Here is a 14,811-nt window from a genome sequence, read left to right as displayed (position 1 = left end):
GTCGACTCGCCACCCGACACAAGAACCCCCTCCCCGTGGCGTCCCTTGCCCCCTTTGCCGGACACTGCAGTTCCCATCTTAAACCCACTGCCGGCTCACGCCGGGGCGGGAGACCAAGACCCTATAGGCAAGGTCTGTGGTGAGCGAGCGGAGCGACGGCAGCCTGTTCGTCGCGCCATCGGCCCAGGTCGTTGCAGAGGACGGCGGCACAGAACGCCGAACCGCCCCTCGGCGGTACCACCCTGGCCGACTGAACCACCCGATTCGTCGTGCAGCCGGCCGCACCCAACGCCCAGCGTCGGTGATCAAACGAATGTCGGCCAGTGCCGGCAGCGCTTCTGGCCCGCTGTGCCTGGCGAGGTCGGTGAGAACCAGGAACCGCTGGGGGTTCAGACACCGATGCGACGCATCCACCAGGGGAGGTCAGCGGGCGCGAAAGGATTGTTGAGCGTGCGGGCAAGCACGCGTTCGTCGGCGGGACCGAGGACTGCGCTCAGCTCGCGTCGCGCCTTGGACCTCAGAGCATGGAGTGCGATCTCCAGCAGAGTGCGCACGTGGTAGTCCCCACTGCCGAGGTCCGTGTGATCGTGCTCGTAGAACGATTCGAGGTCTCCGCGTGACCGGCCGACAGACCTGTTCCAGTTGCGAAACGAACCTGCGACTTCGCCTGCGGAAAGGCCGTGATTTCGTTCGAAGGCGGCGATCTGCCGGTTTGCCGAAGCGGACAGTCCGCAGATCACGGAAGCCTGCCGATGGTGCGTACGGCGTCGCGGCAGCTGCGCTCTGATCTCGCCCGGCGACCGGCGAGCCATGAACACTTCCAGCAGGAAGACATCGGGTCGGCCAACCGTAGAGCTCGTTGGCGCTAGAGATCAAGTACTCAGGGTCGGTCAGCTCGATCACTGTTGTTCGGCGCGGGCCCGCGTGGTGCCGCCTGCCTCCAGCCCGCCCGGACCGCCGCCGAAGAGGGCCCCTACCCCGGCGGGAGGCGCAGCGTGCGGCAGGCGGCAAGAAGGTCGGCAAGAATGCCTGCCGGGTCGTACAACACCCGGGCCCCGCCGGTGACGACACGACGCGTCCCCGAATCGACGGGATCCGTCCTCGCCCAGCCCGGAGAGCCGATGCCCAACTCGACTTCCAGGCCGGAGGCCGTGGAACAGCGTCGCTCTGTGATCGGTCCCCACGACTGGGTTCGGATCGGTTCGCCCCACCCGAGTTCCAGGGCCCAGGCCGTCTCAAGGAGATAGCGCGACTCATCCGCGGTGAGCAGCACGACGTCGATGTCGGAGTCCGCTCGCGCGGCGTTGCGGGCGCAAGACCCCACCAGGAGCAGGCCGACGACGTCTGCACGGCCCCTCGCCCACCGTGTGATCCGGTCGATGACCTCGTTGATCTCAGCAGCCCGCTCCGGCGACAGCACGGCTGGAGGATTCACGGACCGATCGTCGCGATGCACCTCGAATTCCCCTCGCCAGGCAGCCGTGCCGGCATCGGACAGCTTCTCAGGCCGACGCCTCGACAGCCGCCATCGGCGACGGCAGGGGCACGATGGTGCGGACGCACGCCAGCCAACCCCTCCGCATCATGCAAGGCAACGGCTCACGGCCTGAAAAATCACGTGACCACAGCGGTGCGGGCCGCGGAAGGCCCTCACCGGCAACAAGGTCAACCAGAAGCACATCGCCAGCGCGCCGCCGGGTACCAGCACCCGCTCCTCCTGCGCCGGCGGCCGGTTCACCTCGCCCCGTGCCGTGCCCTGCCGGTGGCGACATCGGAGGCGTGCAGCGGGCCATCGGGGTGCGTGCGGAACACCGAAGGCCCGACCACAACGGGGCCCGGCCCGCGGGACCGGCCGCGGCGGCACCCCACCGCAAGTGCCCGGTCGCACCGTCCGGGCGACAGGGGCCCCGCCGCCCGGGGCGCAGACGCCCACGCAGTCGCGCCGGTCATCAGGCTCGGTCAACCAACTTGTTCGGAGTGAGTCCTCACTCATTGACGGAGTGAGGACTCACTCCGTACTCTCGTAGTCATGACGACACCTCAGGAGAACCAGACTCCCCGCCGCCGCTCCCCGGGCATGTCGCCGGAGCGGCGCCGCGAAATGATCATCCAGACCGCGATCCCGCTGATCGCCGAGTACGGCGCGACGGTGACGACCGCGAAGATCGCCCGCGCCGCGGGCATCGGCGAGGGCACGATCTTCCGGGTCTTCGCCGACAAGGACGAGCTGCTCCAAGCCTGCGTAGCCGAGGCGCTCTCCCCCGAGCACGCGGTCCGCGAGCTCGACGCGATCGATGTATCCCTGCCGCTGCCCGACCGGCTCGTGGAGGCGGCCGAAGCGCTGCAGGCCCACATGTCCAGGATGGGCGCCATCCTCGGCTCACTGGGGCATCGCGGCGGCAAGCATCCCGGCCCGGTGCGCGGCGCGGGCCGCAACGAATCGACGGCCCGTGTCCGCGCGGCCCTCGCGGAGCTCCTGGAGCCCGACAGGGCCACCCTGCGCCGGCCGCCGGAGCAGATCGCGGCCCTCTTCTTCGGGCTGCTCTTCACCCAGGTGCACACGGAAGCCGAGCCCGACCTGACTCCGCAGGAGCTGGTGGAGATCTTCCTGCACGGAGTGCTCTCGGGAACCGCCAAGTAAGGGCACGGACACGGCGCCTGGCGGTGACGGCCCTGGCCGTCCTTGCCCTCGACCTGGTGTGGCTGGTCGCCGATCCGCTGCCGGGACACCGGCTGCGGATCGGCGACAGCGAGCAGACGCCCGACATCGACGCCGTGCCCGTGGAGGCCGTCGCACTCTTCGCCAGGGTAAGAACGGCTTCGGCGATGACGGTCATGCGGTGGGGATGGAAGCGGGATCTGCGGGCCAGGGATCCGAATACCTGCTCCGTCGCCGCCCTTGTTCAGCCAGGCGTCGATGGCTCCGTTGCGGGCGATCTTCACCCAGTCGGTCCGGCCGTCCCCGAAACGGTCAGTCAGTCGAGGTCGGTGGCGGGCTCGGTCGCGTAGCGGCTCATCGCGTCGATGTTGGCCTGTGGCATCAGAGGCCGGCCGTCGGCGAGCACCTGCTGAAGGTCTCGGAAGTACTGGACGTACAGGTCGGGGGTGAAGGTGCTGAGCATCACGGCGGGCTGGTCGGTCGGATTGGCGAAGGTGTGCGGGGTACCGGGCGGGACCATGACGAGCGTGCCCGTGGTGGCGTCGTAGTCCTCGTGCCCGACGGTGAAGCGCACTGTGCCGGAGAGGATGTAGAAGCCCTCGTCGTGTCGGGCGTGGCGATGCTGCGGCGGTCCCTGGGTGTGCGGGGCGAGGACGGACTCGGCGATCGCCAGGCGGTGCCCGGTGTGGCTGCCGTCCTCCAGAACGCGCATGCGCGTGGTGCCCAGAATGATCGTCTCGCCGTCGCCTGGACCCACCACCGATACGGCGGGATGGGCCTGCGCCTTGCTGGTCTTCGCGTCTTCGGTCATGGTCACGAGTGCACCGCCAGGGACCTGTCGGTGTCCAAGACCCATCCCGCGACGCCGATACCTCCTCGGTATCGTTGCAGCGTAGAGCCGCGGACCTTGCGCTACTTCGTGGCGGTCGCCGAGGAACACCACTTCGGCCGGGCCGCCACCCGACCGACCTGACCGACCCGACCTGCGGGCTCCGGGCTGCGGGTTGCGCGCCGGGCTGGTCGACGTGGCGCTGACCCCGGCGCCGTTCGACGAGACCGCCCTGAGGTGCGTGGACTGCGGACCGATCCGGTCGGCGTGGTCCTGCGCGCCGACGATCCGCCGGCCCACCGCGACGGGCTGCGGCCGGCTGCGGCTGGCCGAGCTCAACGACCATCGCCGGTTCGGGTTCCCGCCGGACACCGACCCCGTCCGGCAGTCGTACCGGAACGGCGGCAGGCCGGGCGAGGGCGCACGACGATGCGGACAGCACCGGCGCACCCGGGCCGCTCAGCCGCGGAGCTCGCCGACCGAACCTGTACATGCGATCGGCCCCCTCGATGGTGCCGAGGGGGCCGAACTGTCGTAGCGGGAGCCGGATTTGAACCAGCGACCTCTGGGTTATGAGCCCAGCGAGCTACCGAGCTGCTCCACCCCGCGTCGGTACTCTCAGCGTACGCGATGAGCAACGACCCGGCAGAGAATTTCCAGCGGGGTCCGGACGGGTCCACGAAGATCGGGGAGCCGTCGTGCTGCGTTCACAGTTGGGGTGACGAGGCATCGGGAGGGCCGTCATGCCGAGGACGTCCGAGGGCAGCAGATCGCCCTCACAGACCGAGCCGGGGCTTGACGCCCAGTCTGCCGTCTGACGGCCGCATCACCGTCCGGGGCGGATGCACTGGGTTCCTGCTGGGACCTGAGTCAGATGTGGGCTCTGACCTGCTTCACCGGGTGCCCGAGTGTGTCGCCGACAGCGGCCAGTTCCTCGTCGCCGAACCAGTCACGTTCGGGGTTCCAGATGGCGATCTCGAAGCGGGCGAAGCCGCACGGCCAGTCGTAGTCCAACACGTCAAGCGACGTGTCGGCGCCGCAGCAGGGCACTTCGACGCCCAGGGTGGCGAAGCCGTCGTCACAGTGGTTCTCCAGCAGGTCCGCGTACCAGTCGGTGTCGATCGAGGCACCGCAGTGCGGGCAGCCGATGCGTTCCAGGTTTTCGCCGCAGTCGACGGGGGTGAGGGAGTCGTGCCAGGTGACATCGATCTCGACCTCCGCGCCATCGGACAGGCCGGGGGCCAGGTCCGCGACGAGCATGGCGGTCCGCTCGGCCGCCGCACGACCGTCGTAGCCGTCCAGCGCCCGAGTATCACGGGCAGGTGGGGCCACGCATCGACGGTGCAGCGTCTGAGGCCACAGGATTTGGACACGAGGCCTCTGCCAGGTCGCTGCTCAGGACGCCGTCCCGATCACTCCTGTCAGATAGTGGTCGAAGAGGTCCGCCTCATAGAGGATCCCGCCGTACTCGACGGGGATCCGGTACCCGTTCACTTCGGCGGTGGGAGTACCCGGCCCGGCATGCCCGTTGTAGTGCCCGGCCGCGGCGTACACCTCCTCGGTGGATTCCACGAAGTCCCGGTACTTCATCGACTTCACCGCGGTGTCGAAGGACGGGCTTCTCAACCCCTTCACCTTGCTTGCCAGTTCCAGCAGCCGCGCGTCGGTGAATCCGTCCACCTCTTCGGAGGGCTGGTTCTGGTAGAGGACGGCGTGGTACTCGGCGAACTTGCCCTGCTCCAACGCCGCGCGTAGCGCGTTGACCGCCTTCTTCGACCCGTTTCCTCCGAGCCGCGGATCCAGGAACGACGCCATCGTGTACTCGACCTTGACCTCGTGCTGCAGGACCCACCTGGTCAGGACCGGGCCGCCGCCCGAGGTCTCGAATTCCTTGCAGTAGGGGCAGCGCGGGTCTTCGTAGAGGTGCACGGTCACCCGCGCCTGGGGATCGCCCACCAAAATGCTCGTGCCGTCCGGTTCCACCTGCTCCGGCACGTCGGCCAACCCGGGGTAGGGCGCCTTGGCCGGGCTCTGCTCCGTGCCGTCGGCCTCGCCCGTCGTCTGTCGCCCGCCGCCCGCTTCGGCGGACGGGTTCCGATGCCCACAGCTCACCACGGCCGCAGCGAGCACACCTGTCAACACGACTGCCGTCAGCCGTCTACTCCCACGCCTCAACCGCATCTCGTACCCCCCAGTAGATCTTGAGAGGGCAGAGTAGAGCATCCCCCTGCGGGGCCGTGCCAGTGGATTCTTCCGCGCTGCTCGACCGTTGCCGCGATTCTCCCCGCGCTCCGACGGTTCTCCGGCCGAAAAGACCTGGACGAGCGCAACCCTGCTCCCACCTCGTTAGTCACACACGCGTCACCACGTTTCACGCGCTCCACTTCGGTCCGGAAAGGACCCTTCCTCTGTGATGCCTCGCAACCGGCTGATCGCGCTGGCCCTGATGTCCGCGCTCGTCGCCTCTGGCGGCCTGATCACCGCCACTCCGGCCGCTGCGGCCGTTACCTGCGTCTCTCCCACCTGGAAGGCACAGTTCTTCGCCAACACCTCGTTCAGCGGCACGCCCAGGCGGACCGCCTGTGATTCCGCCATTGCCGAGAACTACGGCAGTGGCGATCCCGCCGGGGTGACCTTGCCGAGGGACAACTTCTCCGTCCGCTGGGCCCTCACCCGGGACTTCGGTTCCGGCGGTCCCTTCCGGCTCTCCGCGGCTACCCAGGACGGCATGCGCGTCTACGTCGACGGGGTACGGAAGATCGACTTGTGGCGGAACGTCTCCGCCACCGTCCGCAAGACCGTCGACCTGACCATCCCGGCCGGCAAGCACACCCTGCGAGTGGATTACGTCGCCTGGACCGGCAACGCCAACGCCGCCTTCACCTACACTCCGCGCACCGAGGCCGCCGTCGACACGGTCAAGCCCCTCGCTCCGGCCACCCTCGCCGCCTCGTACGACCGGAACACCGCGAGGACCACGCTGCGCTGGGCCGCCAACAAGGAGATGGACCTGGCCGGATACCGTGTCTACCGTCGGCTGGGCACCGGCCAGTGGGCGAAGGTCAGCGGCACCGCCCTGCTCACCTCCCCGGTCTTCGTCGACGCCGCACCGCCCGCGACCGGCCAGACGTTCCTGTACGAGGTCCGCGCCGTCGACAAGGCCGGCCGCGAGTCCGCCGGCAGCTCCGACGTGAGCGTGACCAGCGTCGACCGCACGGGTCCTACGGCCCCGACGGGCCTCACCGTCGTCACCGACGGGTGGTGGACGACGCTGAACTGGCAGCCGATCAGCGACGCCGCGACATACGAGGTGTACTCCGCGGCCTCGGCCTCCGGCCCGTTCACCCTGCTGGGCACGACGACCGCGACTTCGTACGGCCCCGACGCACCCTCGAACACCCTCCAGTACTACCGGGTCCGCGCCCTCGACTCGCTCGGCAATCCGGGCGCGTACGCCACGGTCACCGGCGACGGTGTCGACCGGACGCCACCGAAGCCGCCGACGAGCCTCACCGCCGATGTCGGCGTCGGCTTCACCGAGGTGTTCTGGAGGGAGCCCGATGGCTTCCTGGAGGACTTCAACCACGGTGGGAGGTACCACGTCTACCGCTCGCCCGGGAAGACTCTCGACCCTGCCTCGCTCACCCGCGTCACCTGCACCGACCCCAGCGACCAGTACGCCACCGAGGGCGTCTGCCGCGACCTGGACATGCCCGCCGGCACCTATGTGACGTACGCCGTCGCCGCGGTGGACCCGGCCGGCAACGAATCGGCGCTGTCCGCACCGCTCGTGGTCCGCACCGGCGACCGGATCGCACCGGGCCCCGTCACCGGTGTGAGGGCCACCCCGCGCACCGACGGTGTGCTGGTGAGCTGGGACGCGTCGACCGAGGACGACATCGTCGGCTACGTGGTCTGGACCGGCGCCCGGCAGGCCGACGGCAGCATCAAGTGGCTCAGCTCCCATGGCTGCGCGGGCGGGATGGACCGGCGCCCGATCCTGTGCGGCGACCTGCCGGACGGCGAGACGCACGTCTACGCCGTCATCGCCAAGGACCGCTGGGCCAACCAGCTGACCCCGTACGACCCGCAGGTCACCGTCGCCGAGGCCACCGAGCTCGACCTGCGGCCCTCCGTGTCGGTCACCCAAGACTGGAAACTCGGCGCCCTGAGCTACAACACGGCAGGCGCCGCTGCGCCGATGGTCAACTGGTGGTGTGACAACACCGCGCTGTGCGACACCGTCACCGGCTACCGCGTCAGCCGGTGGAACCCGGCGACCGAAGCGTACGAGCCCCAGCACGAGGGCCTGCTGCCGACGGAGACCCGGAAATGGACGGACACCACCGCCACGAAGGGGATGTCGTACTTCTACACGCTCCAGGCCGTACGTGGCGACGGCAGCGTCGCGGGCACGTACGCGTGGGACTGCGTCTTCCAGGACACGGTCTGAAGTGCCTCAATCCCAAGTGTCCGGCGGTGACCCCCTCATCGATGGCCTGGACGTAGGGCCAGTGCGGCAGTTCCCGCGGCCACATCGGGATCAGTCCCGGCGGATCCGGCAGCACGACCGACTCCGTCCGGACGCCTCGTCGTTCTGGTGTGGTGGTCCGCCGAGGCCATGAACCGGAGGCCCTCGTGACCGTCGAGCATCGGTGGCCGTTGGAGGAGACTCCCTGGCCCGAGCAGGCCACGCTGGTCTACGGCGAGATGGTGGAACTGGCGACGCCACACCCACCGGTTCCGGAACTGGGCCGGCTCGGGCCGGAGGTCGTGGGCGACCGCGGGGTCGTCGTCGCGTGTGTCATCGAGCAGGACGTGAGTGATGGCCAGGCCGGGCCGCTCTACTCGGTGGAGACCGAGGACGGCAGCCCCTGGAGGCTGCGGCCGGAGTTCCTGGTCTCCCGGGGAGGGCTTCGTCCCGACATGCCGCCCCGCTATCGCAGTGACCTCCCCGAAGGAACCCGCGTCCGGATCCGCTTGGAGTCGGACACACCGGGCGCGTCGGCGGATGCTGTCGGGGAGGTCACCGGGCTCTGGTGGACGACGTCCTTGGAACCGCCGAAGGGCTACATCGTGCGGGTCGGGGAGTTTTCCCACTGCGTGACCCCGCAGCAGACCGAAGTCCTGTGACGCGGCGGGAACACGCGGCAGCCGGCAGATGCGAACGGCGGGTGTCGTCAACGAGGATGACGTCGCTGCAATTCAGGCTGCGACCGGGGAGGCGGCCACGAGGATCGGACCGGCGGCCGTGTTCCACGACTTGCCCTGCGACAGCGCCGCCCTGCCTGCCGTGCGCAGGTTCTCGGCCACCGGCATGAGGAACGTCTCGCGGTAGTGCCGTATCGCATCGGCCGTCATACCGCTGGCCTCGACCACGGCACCGACTCTCGCTTCGAGTACCGCTGCGCCCTCCTGTGGGTCCATGCCAGTCCATTCATCCGCGTGCTCGCCCGCCAACGTCCAAGACACCTTGATCACCACGGCATCGTAGAGGCGAGAGCGGCAGAAGTGGCCAGGAGCCAGGATCCCCTGACGGCCTTCGGGGGGTGCGGATGTGATTCCGGCAGGTCGCACTGATACCCCCGGAAGCCAAAGGCGACCGGATCCACGGTCACCGCGCTGTTGGCCGGGCTCGCCGCCTGCGCCTGTACCGCATCATCGTGGTGCCCACCAGGGACGGCGAGAGCCAGGAGCAGGACGAACAAGCTGAGGAAGTACACCTTGAGGGTCCAGATGCTCAAGGTGACCGCCAGACTCCAGCCCAGGATGCGCAGCGTACGTTGTTGCATGTACGCGGTCGCCAGCCACGCCGGATTCCCTTGCGGGTCGGCGTCCACCACCGCCGCGGCGAAGAACCCGTTCACCCGGCGTGCCGCGCTCACCTCACGGGCGAATCTCTTCGCAAAGCCGGGCTCTTCCGCCAGTTCTGGGCGCACCACTTTCACGGCCACCGGGCGCGGCCGCCCGGTGATCGGCCGAGGTAGGCCCGGCCCATGCCGCCGGCGCCCAGGCGGCCCACGATCCGGTACCGGCCCACCTGCCGCGGATCGCTCGCCTCCAGCGCCGCGACCCGCTCACTGCCCCCGACTGACCACTTCCTCTCCGAACGGGCTCCTGTCAGCCCACCAGCGGCGAAAGGCATCATTGCCGCCCCAGGAGGGCCATGTCCGGTAATTGGCGCATTTGCTGAACCCGAGGCGGTCTGGGTAGGGCTCGGCTCGGTCTTCGTCTTCTTCGCTCTCTGCGTGACGTTTCGGGATCAGTCCGAAGTCCACGCCGTCAAGGGTCAGTTGTGAGGGGCGGATCGCGATGTTCCCGTACGTGAGTCGGGGAAGGTCTTCAAGGAGTTCTGGCGGCCGGGCCGTTGTCCGGGGTCGGGAAATCTCACGGCCCGGGGTTGGGAAACCTCGCGTTGTTCGCCGTATCCGCCGCAGCCCGTACGAACTCCTCGATGCGCGCGGCCGTGTTACCCGCCCGCCAGACCGGACCGCGTTCGATCGGGGGTGCATCGTGGAGGGGCACGTAGGTGACGTCCGGACGCGGGTAGTAGAGGCGGGAATGCTCGCCGACCGGAAGGACTCCTCTGCCCATCGCGACGAGGGTGAGCATCTCGGAGAACGAGGCTCCGGCCGGTCCCTTCGGAATCGGGCGGCCCGACGGGGTGTGGTCCGGGGTGCGGTCCCGTTTGAACCCTGCCGATGTGACCTCCGGATACTGCACCACGGGGTGGTCCGCGAGCACCTCGACCGACACCGAACGCTCACCGGCGAGGGGATGCCCGGAAGCGACCGCGAGCACCCGCTGCTCCGTGATCAGCGCAGGACCGCAGACCATTCCGTCGAAGGGATACGAGGCGACGAGCAGGTCGACCGAACCATCGACCAGGCTCGCGCGGGAGTTGGACAGCTGCACTTCCCGGACCTCGACCCGGCAGTCGGGATGCCGTTCGCCGAACAGCGCGACCACCTTGAGCAGTGCGGGGGCCGTCCCCTCTCCGAGAAAGGCCACCCGGAGTTCGCCCGTGACACCCCGGCTCGCGTCGGCTGCCTTGCGGAGTGCGGCCTCCATCGCGGCGACGAGGGGTGCCAGATCATCGGCCAACTGCTCGCCGACCGGCGTGAGTCGAACGGTGCGGCTGGTGCGCGCGAACAAGGCACCGCCGATGTGCCGCTCCAATTTCCTGATCACCTGACTCACCCGGCCGGTCGTCAGACCGAGGCGTTCCGCGGTACGGCCGAAGTGGAGCTCTTCGGCAAGAGCCAGGAAGATTTCGATCTCCACACGCTCCAGCACGTCGCCCTCATTTCGTTGAGTCAGGCTCAACGATCGTATGGCAATGCTGTCTTGATGGCGCATTCCGTGCGGCGGATCCTGGAACAACCCCGCCCACTCCGCCAACGAGGGAAGAGCTGTGATCACTTCGAACACCACCGCCGGCCCGTCCGGAACCCACTCGTCCCCGCAGGGCCACGACCGCGCTGCCCAGACCCATCGCAAGGCACCGCGAGTGCCCTCCCTGCGGGTCAAGGCGTTCGACCACCTGGTCCTCAACGTCGCCGACGTCGAGCGCTCCCTGACGTTCTACACCGGCCTCCTGGGCCTGGAGCCGGTGCGCGTCGACGAGTGGCGACAGGCAAAGGCGCCTTTCCCGTCGGTCAGGATCACCCCCGAGACCATCATCGACCTCGTCGCCGGCCCCCGGGGGGCGGCGAACGTCGACCACATCTGCCTCACCGTCGATCCACTGGACTGGGACGAGTTCATCGCATCGGCGCCCTGCACGGTTCTCGAAGGACCCGTGCCACGGTTCGGCGCACGCGGCACGGCCACGTCGGTCTACATCCAGGACCCGGACGGCAACGGAATCGAACTCCGCTGGTATCCACAGGACCTCGACAACTGAGCCGACCGAGGTCACGCGTGAGCCGGTTCCCGACGGGCGGGTGTCGTCCGCCGCCGACGCCCCGGCACTGCCGGACCGCACACCCCGCTGACGGATCTTCAGACGCCGCGGCCTCGCCAACCATGCGCCTGCATGAAGTCGGACACCTCCTCGATGCGACTCGGGAAGGGATACGGGAAAGAAACACTAAAACTCTCTCCACGAAAATCAAGGCATTTCGATCGGACCATGACGGGATCTTCTCGACATGTGTCCTGGCAGACGCGAGGAAAGCGGACAGTCTGCCTCTCCGAAAGGCATGGCACCTTACATCCGAAATCAACGAACAAGATCTCGAAAAGGTGCGTTGCCGATCCGCCGAGGCCCTCTCCATTCGACTCGCACGGCTCGTCCGCCGGTCGAGTGTTCTTGCCGAACCCCTTCCGGTCGAAATGGAAACCACGGACCGCTGGCCCGCGCCCTCCGACCTGCTGTTTGAATCCTTGGGACGACACCGACCCACCTGACACGACGCCACTTGCTTGCATTACCGGCCCAAAAGTTGCGGGTACTGTCGGTTTCCGGGCAGAGATTGCCCGGGAATTCAAGGAGGATCAATCAGTGAAGCGTATGACTGGAACCTTGACTGCCGCAGTTCTGACGGTCGGGGCTGTCATTCTGCCGCTTGCAGGTACGGCGGCAGCCGCTCCGGCTCCCACTCTCAAGGCATCGCCCGTCCATGCGGGCTCCCTCCTGGAGTCGCGTGACCACGACGGGCACCGGAACCACGGTGGCGACCGGGGCCGCGGCTGGGATGGAGACCACGACCGGGGCCGCGGCTGGGACGACAGGGGTCGCGGCTGGGACCACCGAGGTCGCGGCTGGGACGACCGGGGCCGCGGCTGGGACTGGGACGGGCACCGCGAACACGGCCGCGGATGCTACTGGGTCTACCAGCGTGACTGGGGGCACCACCGCAACCACTGGGTCTGCGTACCCAACTGGCTCCGGTAGCCAGGGGCATCAACTCTGGCACTGCCCGCCGCCGTGCAGGATGTCGCGGCGGGCAGTGCCCCCATGTCGTCGCAGCGCGATTCCCGGACCACCACCCGCCCGCCGGGGCGAGCCGCGCGGACGACACGCCGCGCGATCGGACAATAGAGCCGTCACCGTGCGGCCGCGATAGACTCATCACTCGATACGAATAGGGGGCTTTCGCTCCCATTCCGCTCCGAGCTCGCGGAGCCCGGCAAACCGCGCAGCCCTTCGTCACGGCCGACGGATTTCCTCGTGAGAATGCGGACGCCGGTCCAGGTCGCCTTCCGGAGATTGCCAGGACTGCTCCACTCACCTCAATCCGGCGATCCTCCAGTGTTTCACCGCGGCACAAGTCTGTCAGGCACGATCTGAATAGCCTCGTCTCATCCGGTCCGACCTGGAACCTCGGGTGAGATCTGAGAGTGCAGCCCATGGGCCGCTGTTATGTGCTGGACCGGACAACCCCAAAGACCCTGAACACAGCGATCGGTGACATCCGGCGGCGTACCGTTCCATCAAGGACTGCCCCGCAATTCCCGGTGATCGATTACGTGATCTTGATGCAGCTGTTCACGGGGAGCGTCACCGCCGCTTGCGCCGGCGACCGCCGACAAGTCCCACTCCGCTTCGGCGAGTCGGTGATCGCGCTGCGCCATGAAGTTGCCGCCCGGGTGCGGCACGGGCCGCACCCGGCCTCGCGCTCGAAGAAATGAACCTTCGTCGCACGGACGAACCAGCCCGACGATGCGGCCAACCCGCCTTGCTGTTCGGCATCTCGAAGCACTGAGGCCACCTCCCACGCTGCAGGTCGTGACCGCAGGGATGGTCGAAGCGGTGTCTTCTCCCGGCGGCTACCTGGCTCCGCGATGGCCAAGCCCATCCTGTTGAGCATCCTGCCGGGGCGCCCGGTGCACCAGGACGTGACAGACCTCAAGCGCTCCGCCCGGATCGTGGTCTCCGTATGGGGCGCCATCGTGACCCCCCTGCTGCCGTCGGAGACCGGCTACGCCCTGTGGAACCTTGCCCGACCGGTCTCCACCAGCCCGCGTTCCCTGGTCGAACAGCTCACGGGAACCTTTCCGGTCTTCAGTGACGGGCAGATCGCCGCAGAGCTGGTCGGTGTCATCGGAAGCCTCGTGCTCATCTGCCCCATGGCTGGCGCGGCCCACCTGACCGTACAGCTTGCCGGCCGCCTGGCCCGTGGCCCGTGGCCCGTGGCGCGGTGCGCGGTGCGCGGTGCGCGCCACCGAAGGCAACACGCGGCTTCGCGCGGTCATGGGCGTGGCCGTTCCGGCAGGTGTGTCCCGCTTGATCACCGCATGGTGGCACCGCTCCCTCTTCCGCCGCCGCGCCGAGCAGGGACTTCACGTCCTCGGACCCAGCGGCCCCGAGCCGCTGCCAACCCACAGTCACCGTGCACCGTCACGTCCGTTGAGAGAACGAGGCGGTCAGGAGATCGGGGTCGGTCACCGACTCCGGCCGGGCAGCCTCACGCACCCCGAGCACTTCGTCGGGCCGGTCCACCCGAGCCGGGCCGTCAGCTTTTCCCCGGGCCTGAAATCAGAAGGAACATGCCCAGACAGCATCCCTCTTCACTGCACAACCGAGCCCTGGACCTGCTGGCCGAGGGGCGGTCCGTCAAGGACGTCGCAGCTGAACTGCACCTCAGCAGACCCACCGTGTACCGCTGGCGCCAATCCCATGCGCACCTGACTGGACATCAGCTGGTGGGCAGACAAACGCTCTCGGTGGAGCTGAGCGCCGCTCGAGCGCGCATCGCGGAGCTGGAGCGTGAACTCCGCGCCCATCGGCGTCTGACAGAGCTGCTGAACGATGTGGTGCCCCCAAAAGGCGGTTCGAGGCCATCCAGGTGATGGCGGCAGAAGGGTATTCGGTCCGGTCGACGTCCATGCTCCTGCGCGTCTCCGAATCCGGGTACTACGCCTGGCGCCGACGTGCTCCCTCGGGCCGACTGCAACGCCACGCCTGGCTGACCGAACTCATCCTCGCCATCCACCAGTCGTCCGAGGCCGCATACGGCTCCCGTCGCATTCATCAGGAGCTACAGCAGTTCTACGGCGTCAGCGTCAGCCGCGGGACAGTGGAACTGCTCATGCGACAAGCCGGCATCAGGGGGCGGAACGGCCGCTCCCGATGGACAGCCCCGCAGGCTTCCGACGACCGAGCGCCACGGCGCACTCCTCGGGCTCGGCATCACCCCGGCGTGAGGGCAACGGTCCCGTCGGACGCCGGCCACTGATGGAGTGCGGCAGGAATCAAGGACGCTTCCGCTGAAAGAGTGACGCCGCGCAGGCGACCGCCGATCGGCTGGGGACCGGGCCGAGCCGCCGCGGTACTCCACGGCCGGGAAAGCCGACCTCAGGGGGAAGGAAGGCAGCA

15 protein-coding genes, 1 tRNA gene and 2 pseudogenes are annotated in these 14,811 nt (G+C 68.4%); 9 read left to right on the top strand and 9 right to left on the bottom strand.

Going from position 1 to position 14,811, the window contains the following annotated elements; genetic code table 11:
- Window positions 1-389: 389 nt before the first annotated feature.
- Together ACZ7OY_RS41115 and ACZ7OY_RS41110 are read right to left on the bottom strand one after the other, a co-directional pair.
- Window positions 390-812 carry a hypothetical protein gene (locus ACZ7OY_RS41115; protein ID WP_472250636.1) on the bottom strand — a complete coding sequence of 141 codons (423 nt, stop codon included), beginning with the start codon at window positions 810-812 and terminating at the stop codon, window positions 390-392.
- A gap of 161 nt (window positions 813-973) precedes the next feature.
- Entirely contained in the window at window positions 974-1,435 is a 462-nt protein-coding gene (locus ACZ7OY_RS41110; RefSeq protein ID WP_472250635.1) for a nucleotidyltransferase domain-containing protein, read from the bottom strand.
- A gap of 594 nt (window positions 1,436-2,029) precedes the next feature.
- Between ACZ7OY_RS41110 and ACZ7OY_RS41105 the strand changes: the two genes are divergently transcribed.
- Window positions 2,030-2,641 (top strand): TetR/AcrR family transcriptional regulator, encoded by a 612-nt coding sequence (locus tag ACZ7OY_RS41105; protein WP_472250634.1) that lies wholly within the window; start codon window positions 2,030-2,032, stop codon window positions 2,639-2,641.
- A gap of 23 nt (window positions 2,642-2,664) precedes the next feature.
- The gene (locus ACZ7OY_RS41100; protein ID WP_472250633.1) at window positions 2,665-3,009 is read left to right on the top strand and encodes a hypothetical protein; all 345 of its coding nucleotides are present in this window, start codon (window positions 2,665-2,667) and stop codon (window positions 3,007-3,009) included.
- On the opposite strand, the gene ACZ7OY_RS41095 is transcribed toward ACZ7OY_RS41100, so the two are convergent.
- Entirely contained in the window at window positions 2,976-3,470 is a 495-nt protein-coding gene (locus tag ACZ7OY_RS41095; RefSeq protein WP_472250632.1) for a cupin domain-containing protein, read from the bottom strand. The genes ACZ7OY_RS41100 and ACZ7OY_RS41095 overlap by 34 nt on opposite strands.
- Window positions 3,471-3,639: 169 nt before the next feature.
- Between ACZ7OY_RS41095 and ACZ7OY_RS41090 the strand changes: the two are divergent.
- A pseudogene (locus ACZ7OY_RS41090) lies at window positions 3,640-3,909 on the top strand (LysR family transcriptional regulator); the annotation flags it as partial.
- Window positions 3,910-4,023: 114 nt separating this feature from the next.
- Here ACZ7OY_RS41090 and ACZ7OY_RS41085 read toward each other — a convergent pair.
- From ACZ7OY_RS41085 to ACZ7OY_RS41075, 3 genes are all read right to left on the bottom strand, one after another.
- Window positions 4,024-4,097: transfer RNA gene (locus tag ACZ7OY_RS41085), tRNA-Met, on the bottom strand.
- A 261-nt stretch (window positions 4,098-4,358) separates the two neighbouring features.
- Complete coding sequence (locus tag ACZ7OY_RS41080; RefSeq protein ID WP_472250631.1) at window positions 4,359-4,820, bottom strand: hypothetical protein; 462 nt, start codon at window positions 4,818-4,820, stop codon at window positions 4,359-4,361.
- Window positions 4,821-4,883: 63 nt separating this feature from the next.
- Window positions 4,884-5,618 carry a DsbA family protein gene (locus tag ACZ7OY_RS41075; RefSeq protein WP_472250630.1) on the bottom strand — a complete coding sequence of 245 codons (735 nt, stop codon included), beginning with the start codon at window positions 5,616-5,618 and terminating at the stop codon, window positions 4,884-4,886.
- Window positions 5,619-5,901: 283 nt separating this feature from the next.
- Between ACZ7OY_RS41075 and ACZ7OY_RS41070 the strand changes: the two genes are divergently transcribed.
- Together ACZ7OY_RS41070 and ACZ7OY_RS41065 are read left to right on the top strand one after the other, a co-directional pair.
- Window positions 5,902-7,941, top strand: a complete 2,040-nt coding sequence (locus ACZ7OY_RS41070) for a PA14 domain-containing protein (protein ID WP_472250629.1) — start codon at window positions 5,902-5,904, stop codon at window positions 7,939-7,941.
- 185 nt (window positions 7,942-8,126) lie between these two features.
- Window positions 8,127-8,621 carry a hypothetical protein gene (locus ACZ7OY_RS41065; RefSeq protein WP_472250628.1) on the top strand — a complete coding sequence of 165 codons (495 nt, stop codon included), beginning with the start codon at window positions 8,127-8,129 and terminating at the stop codon, window positions 8,619-8,621.
- A 72-nt stretch (window positions 8,622-8,693) separates the two neighbouring features.
- On the opposite strand, the gene ACZ7OY_RS41060 is transcribed toward ACZ7OY_RS41065, so the two are convergent.
- The 3 genes and pseudogenes from ACZ7OY_RS41060 to ACZ7OY_RS41050 all read right to left on the bottom strand — a co-directional run bounded on the left by ACZ7OY_RS41060 (window position 8,694) and on the right by ACZ7OY_RS41050 (window position 10,922).
- On the bottom strand, window positions 8,694-8,915 hold the full coding sequence (locus ACZ7OY_RS41060; RefSeq protein ID WP_472250627.1) for a hypothetical protein: 222 nt from the start codon (window positions 8,913-8,915) through the stop codon (window positions 8,694-8,696).
- 362 nt (window positions 8,916-9,277) lie between these two features.
- A pseudogene (locus ACZ7OY_RS41055) lies at window positions 9,278-9,528 on the bottom strand (serine/threonine-protein kinase); the annotation flags it as partial.
- Window positions 9,529-9,875: 347 nt separating this feature from the next.
- Window positions 9,876-10,922, bottom strand: a complete 1,047-nt coding sequence (locus tag ACZ7OY_RS41050; protein WP_472250626.1) for a LysR family transcriptional regulator — start codon at window positions 10,920-10,922, stop codon at window positions 9,876-9,878.
- Window positions 10,923-11,007: 85 nt separating this feature from the next.
- Here ACZ7OY_RS41050 and ACZ7OY_RS41045 point away from each other — a divergent pair, with 85 nt between their 5' ends.
- From ACZ7OY_RS41045 to ACZ7OY_RS41030, 4 genes are all read left to right on the top strand, one after another.
- Window positions 11,008-11,394 (top strand): VOC family protein, encoded by a 387-nt coding sequence (locus tag ACZ7OY_RS41045; RefSeq protein ID WP_472250681.1) that lies wholly within the window; start codon window positions 11,008-11,010, stop codon window positions 11,392-11,394.
- Between the two features lie 1,448 nt (window positions 11,395-12,842).
- On the top strand, window positions 12,843-13,124 hold the full coding sequence (locus ACZ7OY_RS41040; RefSeq protein ID WP_472250625.1) for a hypothetical protein: 282 nt from the start codon (window positions 12,843-12,845) through the stop codon (window positions 13,122-13,124).
- A 153-nt stretch (window positions 13,125-13,277) separates the two neighbouring features.
- Complete coding sequence (locus tag ACZ7OY_RS41035; protein WP_472250624.1) at window positions 13,278-14,285, top strand: helix-turn-helix domain-containing protein; 1,008 nt, start codon at window positions 13,278-13,280, stop codon at window positions 14,283-14,285.
- The gene (locus tag ACZ7OY_RS41030) at window positions 14,285-14,671 is read left to right on the top strand and encodes an IS3 family transposase (protein WP_472250623.1); all 387 of its coding nucleotides are present in this window, start codon (window positions 14,285-14,287) and stop codon (window positions 14,669-14,671) included. Before ACZ7OY_RS41035 ends, ACZ7OY_RS41030 begins: the two co-directional genes overlap by 1 nt.
- The last annotated feature ends 140 nt before the right edge of the window (window positions 14,672-14,811 follow it).

It is taken from the genome of Streptomyces sp. NPDC107559 (assembly GCF_055657365.1).
This window is presented reverse-complemented; position numbering and strand designations above follow the sequence as displayed.

Coding starts and splice junctions, on each gene's coding strand:
- ACZ7OY_RS41115 (WP_472250636.1), bottom strand. CDS start 812: ATGGCTCGCCGGTCGCCGGGCGAGATCAGAGCGCAGCTGCCGCGACGC.
- ACZ7OY_RS41105 (WP_472250634.1), top strand. CDS start 2,030: ATGACGACACCTCAGGAGAACCAGACTCCCCGCCGCCGCTCCCCGGGC.
- ACZ7OY_RS41095 (WP_472250632.1), bottom strand. CDS start 3,470: ATGACCGAAGACGCGAAGACCAGCAAGGCGCAGGCCCATCCCGCCGTA.
- ACZ7OY_RS41070 (WP_472250629.1), top strand. CDS start 5,902: ATGCCTCGCAACCGGCTGATCGCGCTGGCCCTGATGTCCGCGCTCGTC.
- ACZ7OY_RS41060 (WP_472250627.1), bottom strand. CDS start 8,915: ATGGACCCACAGGAGGGCGCAGCGGTACTCGAAGCGAGAGTCGGTGCC.
- ACZ7OY_RS41040 (WP_472250625.1), top strand. CDS start 12,843: ATGGGCCGCTGTTATGTGCTGGACCGGACAACCCCAAAGACCCTGAAC.
- ACZ7OY_RS41035 (WP_472250624.1), top strand. CDS start 13,278: ATGGCCAAGCCCATCCTGTTGAGCATCCTGCCGGGGCGCCCGGTGCAC.
- ACZ7OY_RS41030 (WP_472250623.1), top strand. CDS start 14,285: ATGGCGGCAGAAGGGTATTCGGTCCGGTCGACGTCCATGCTCCTGCGC.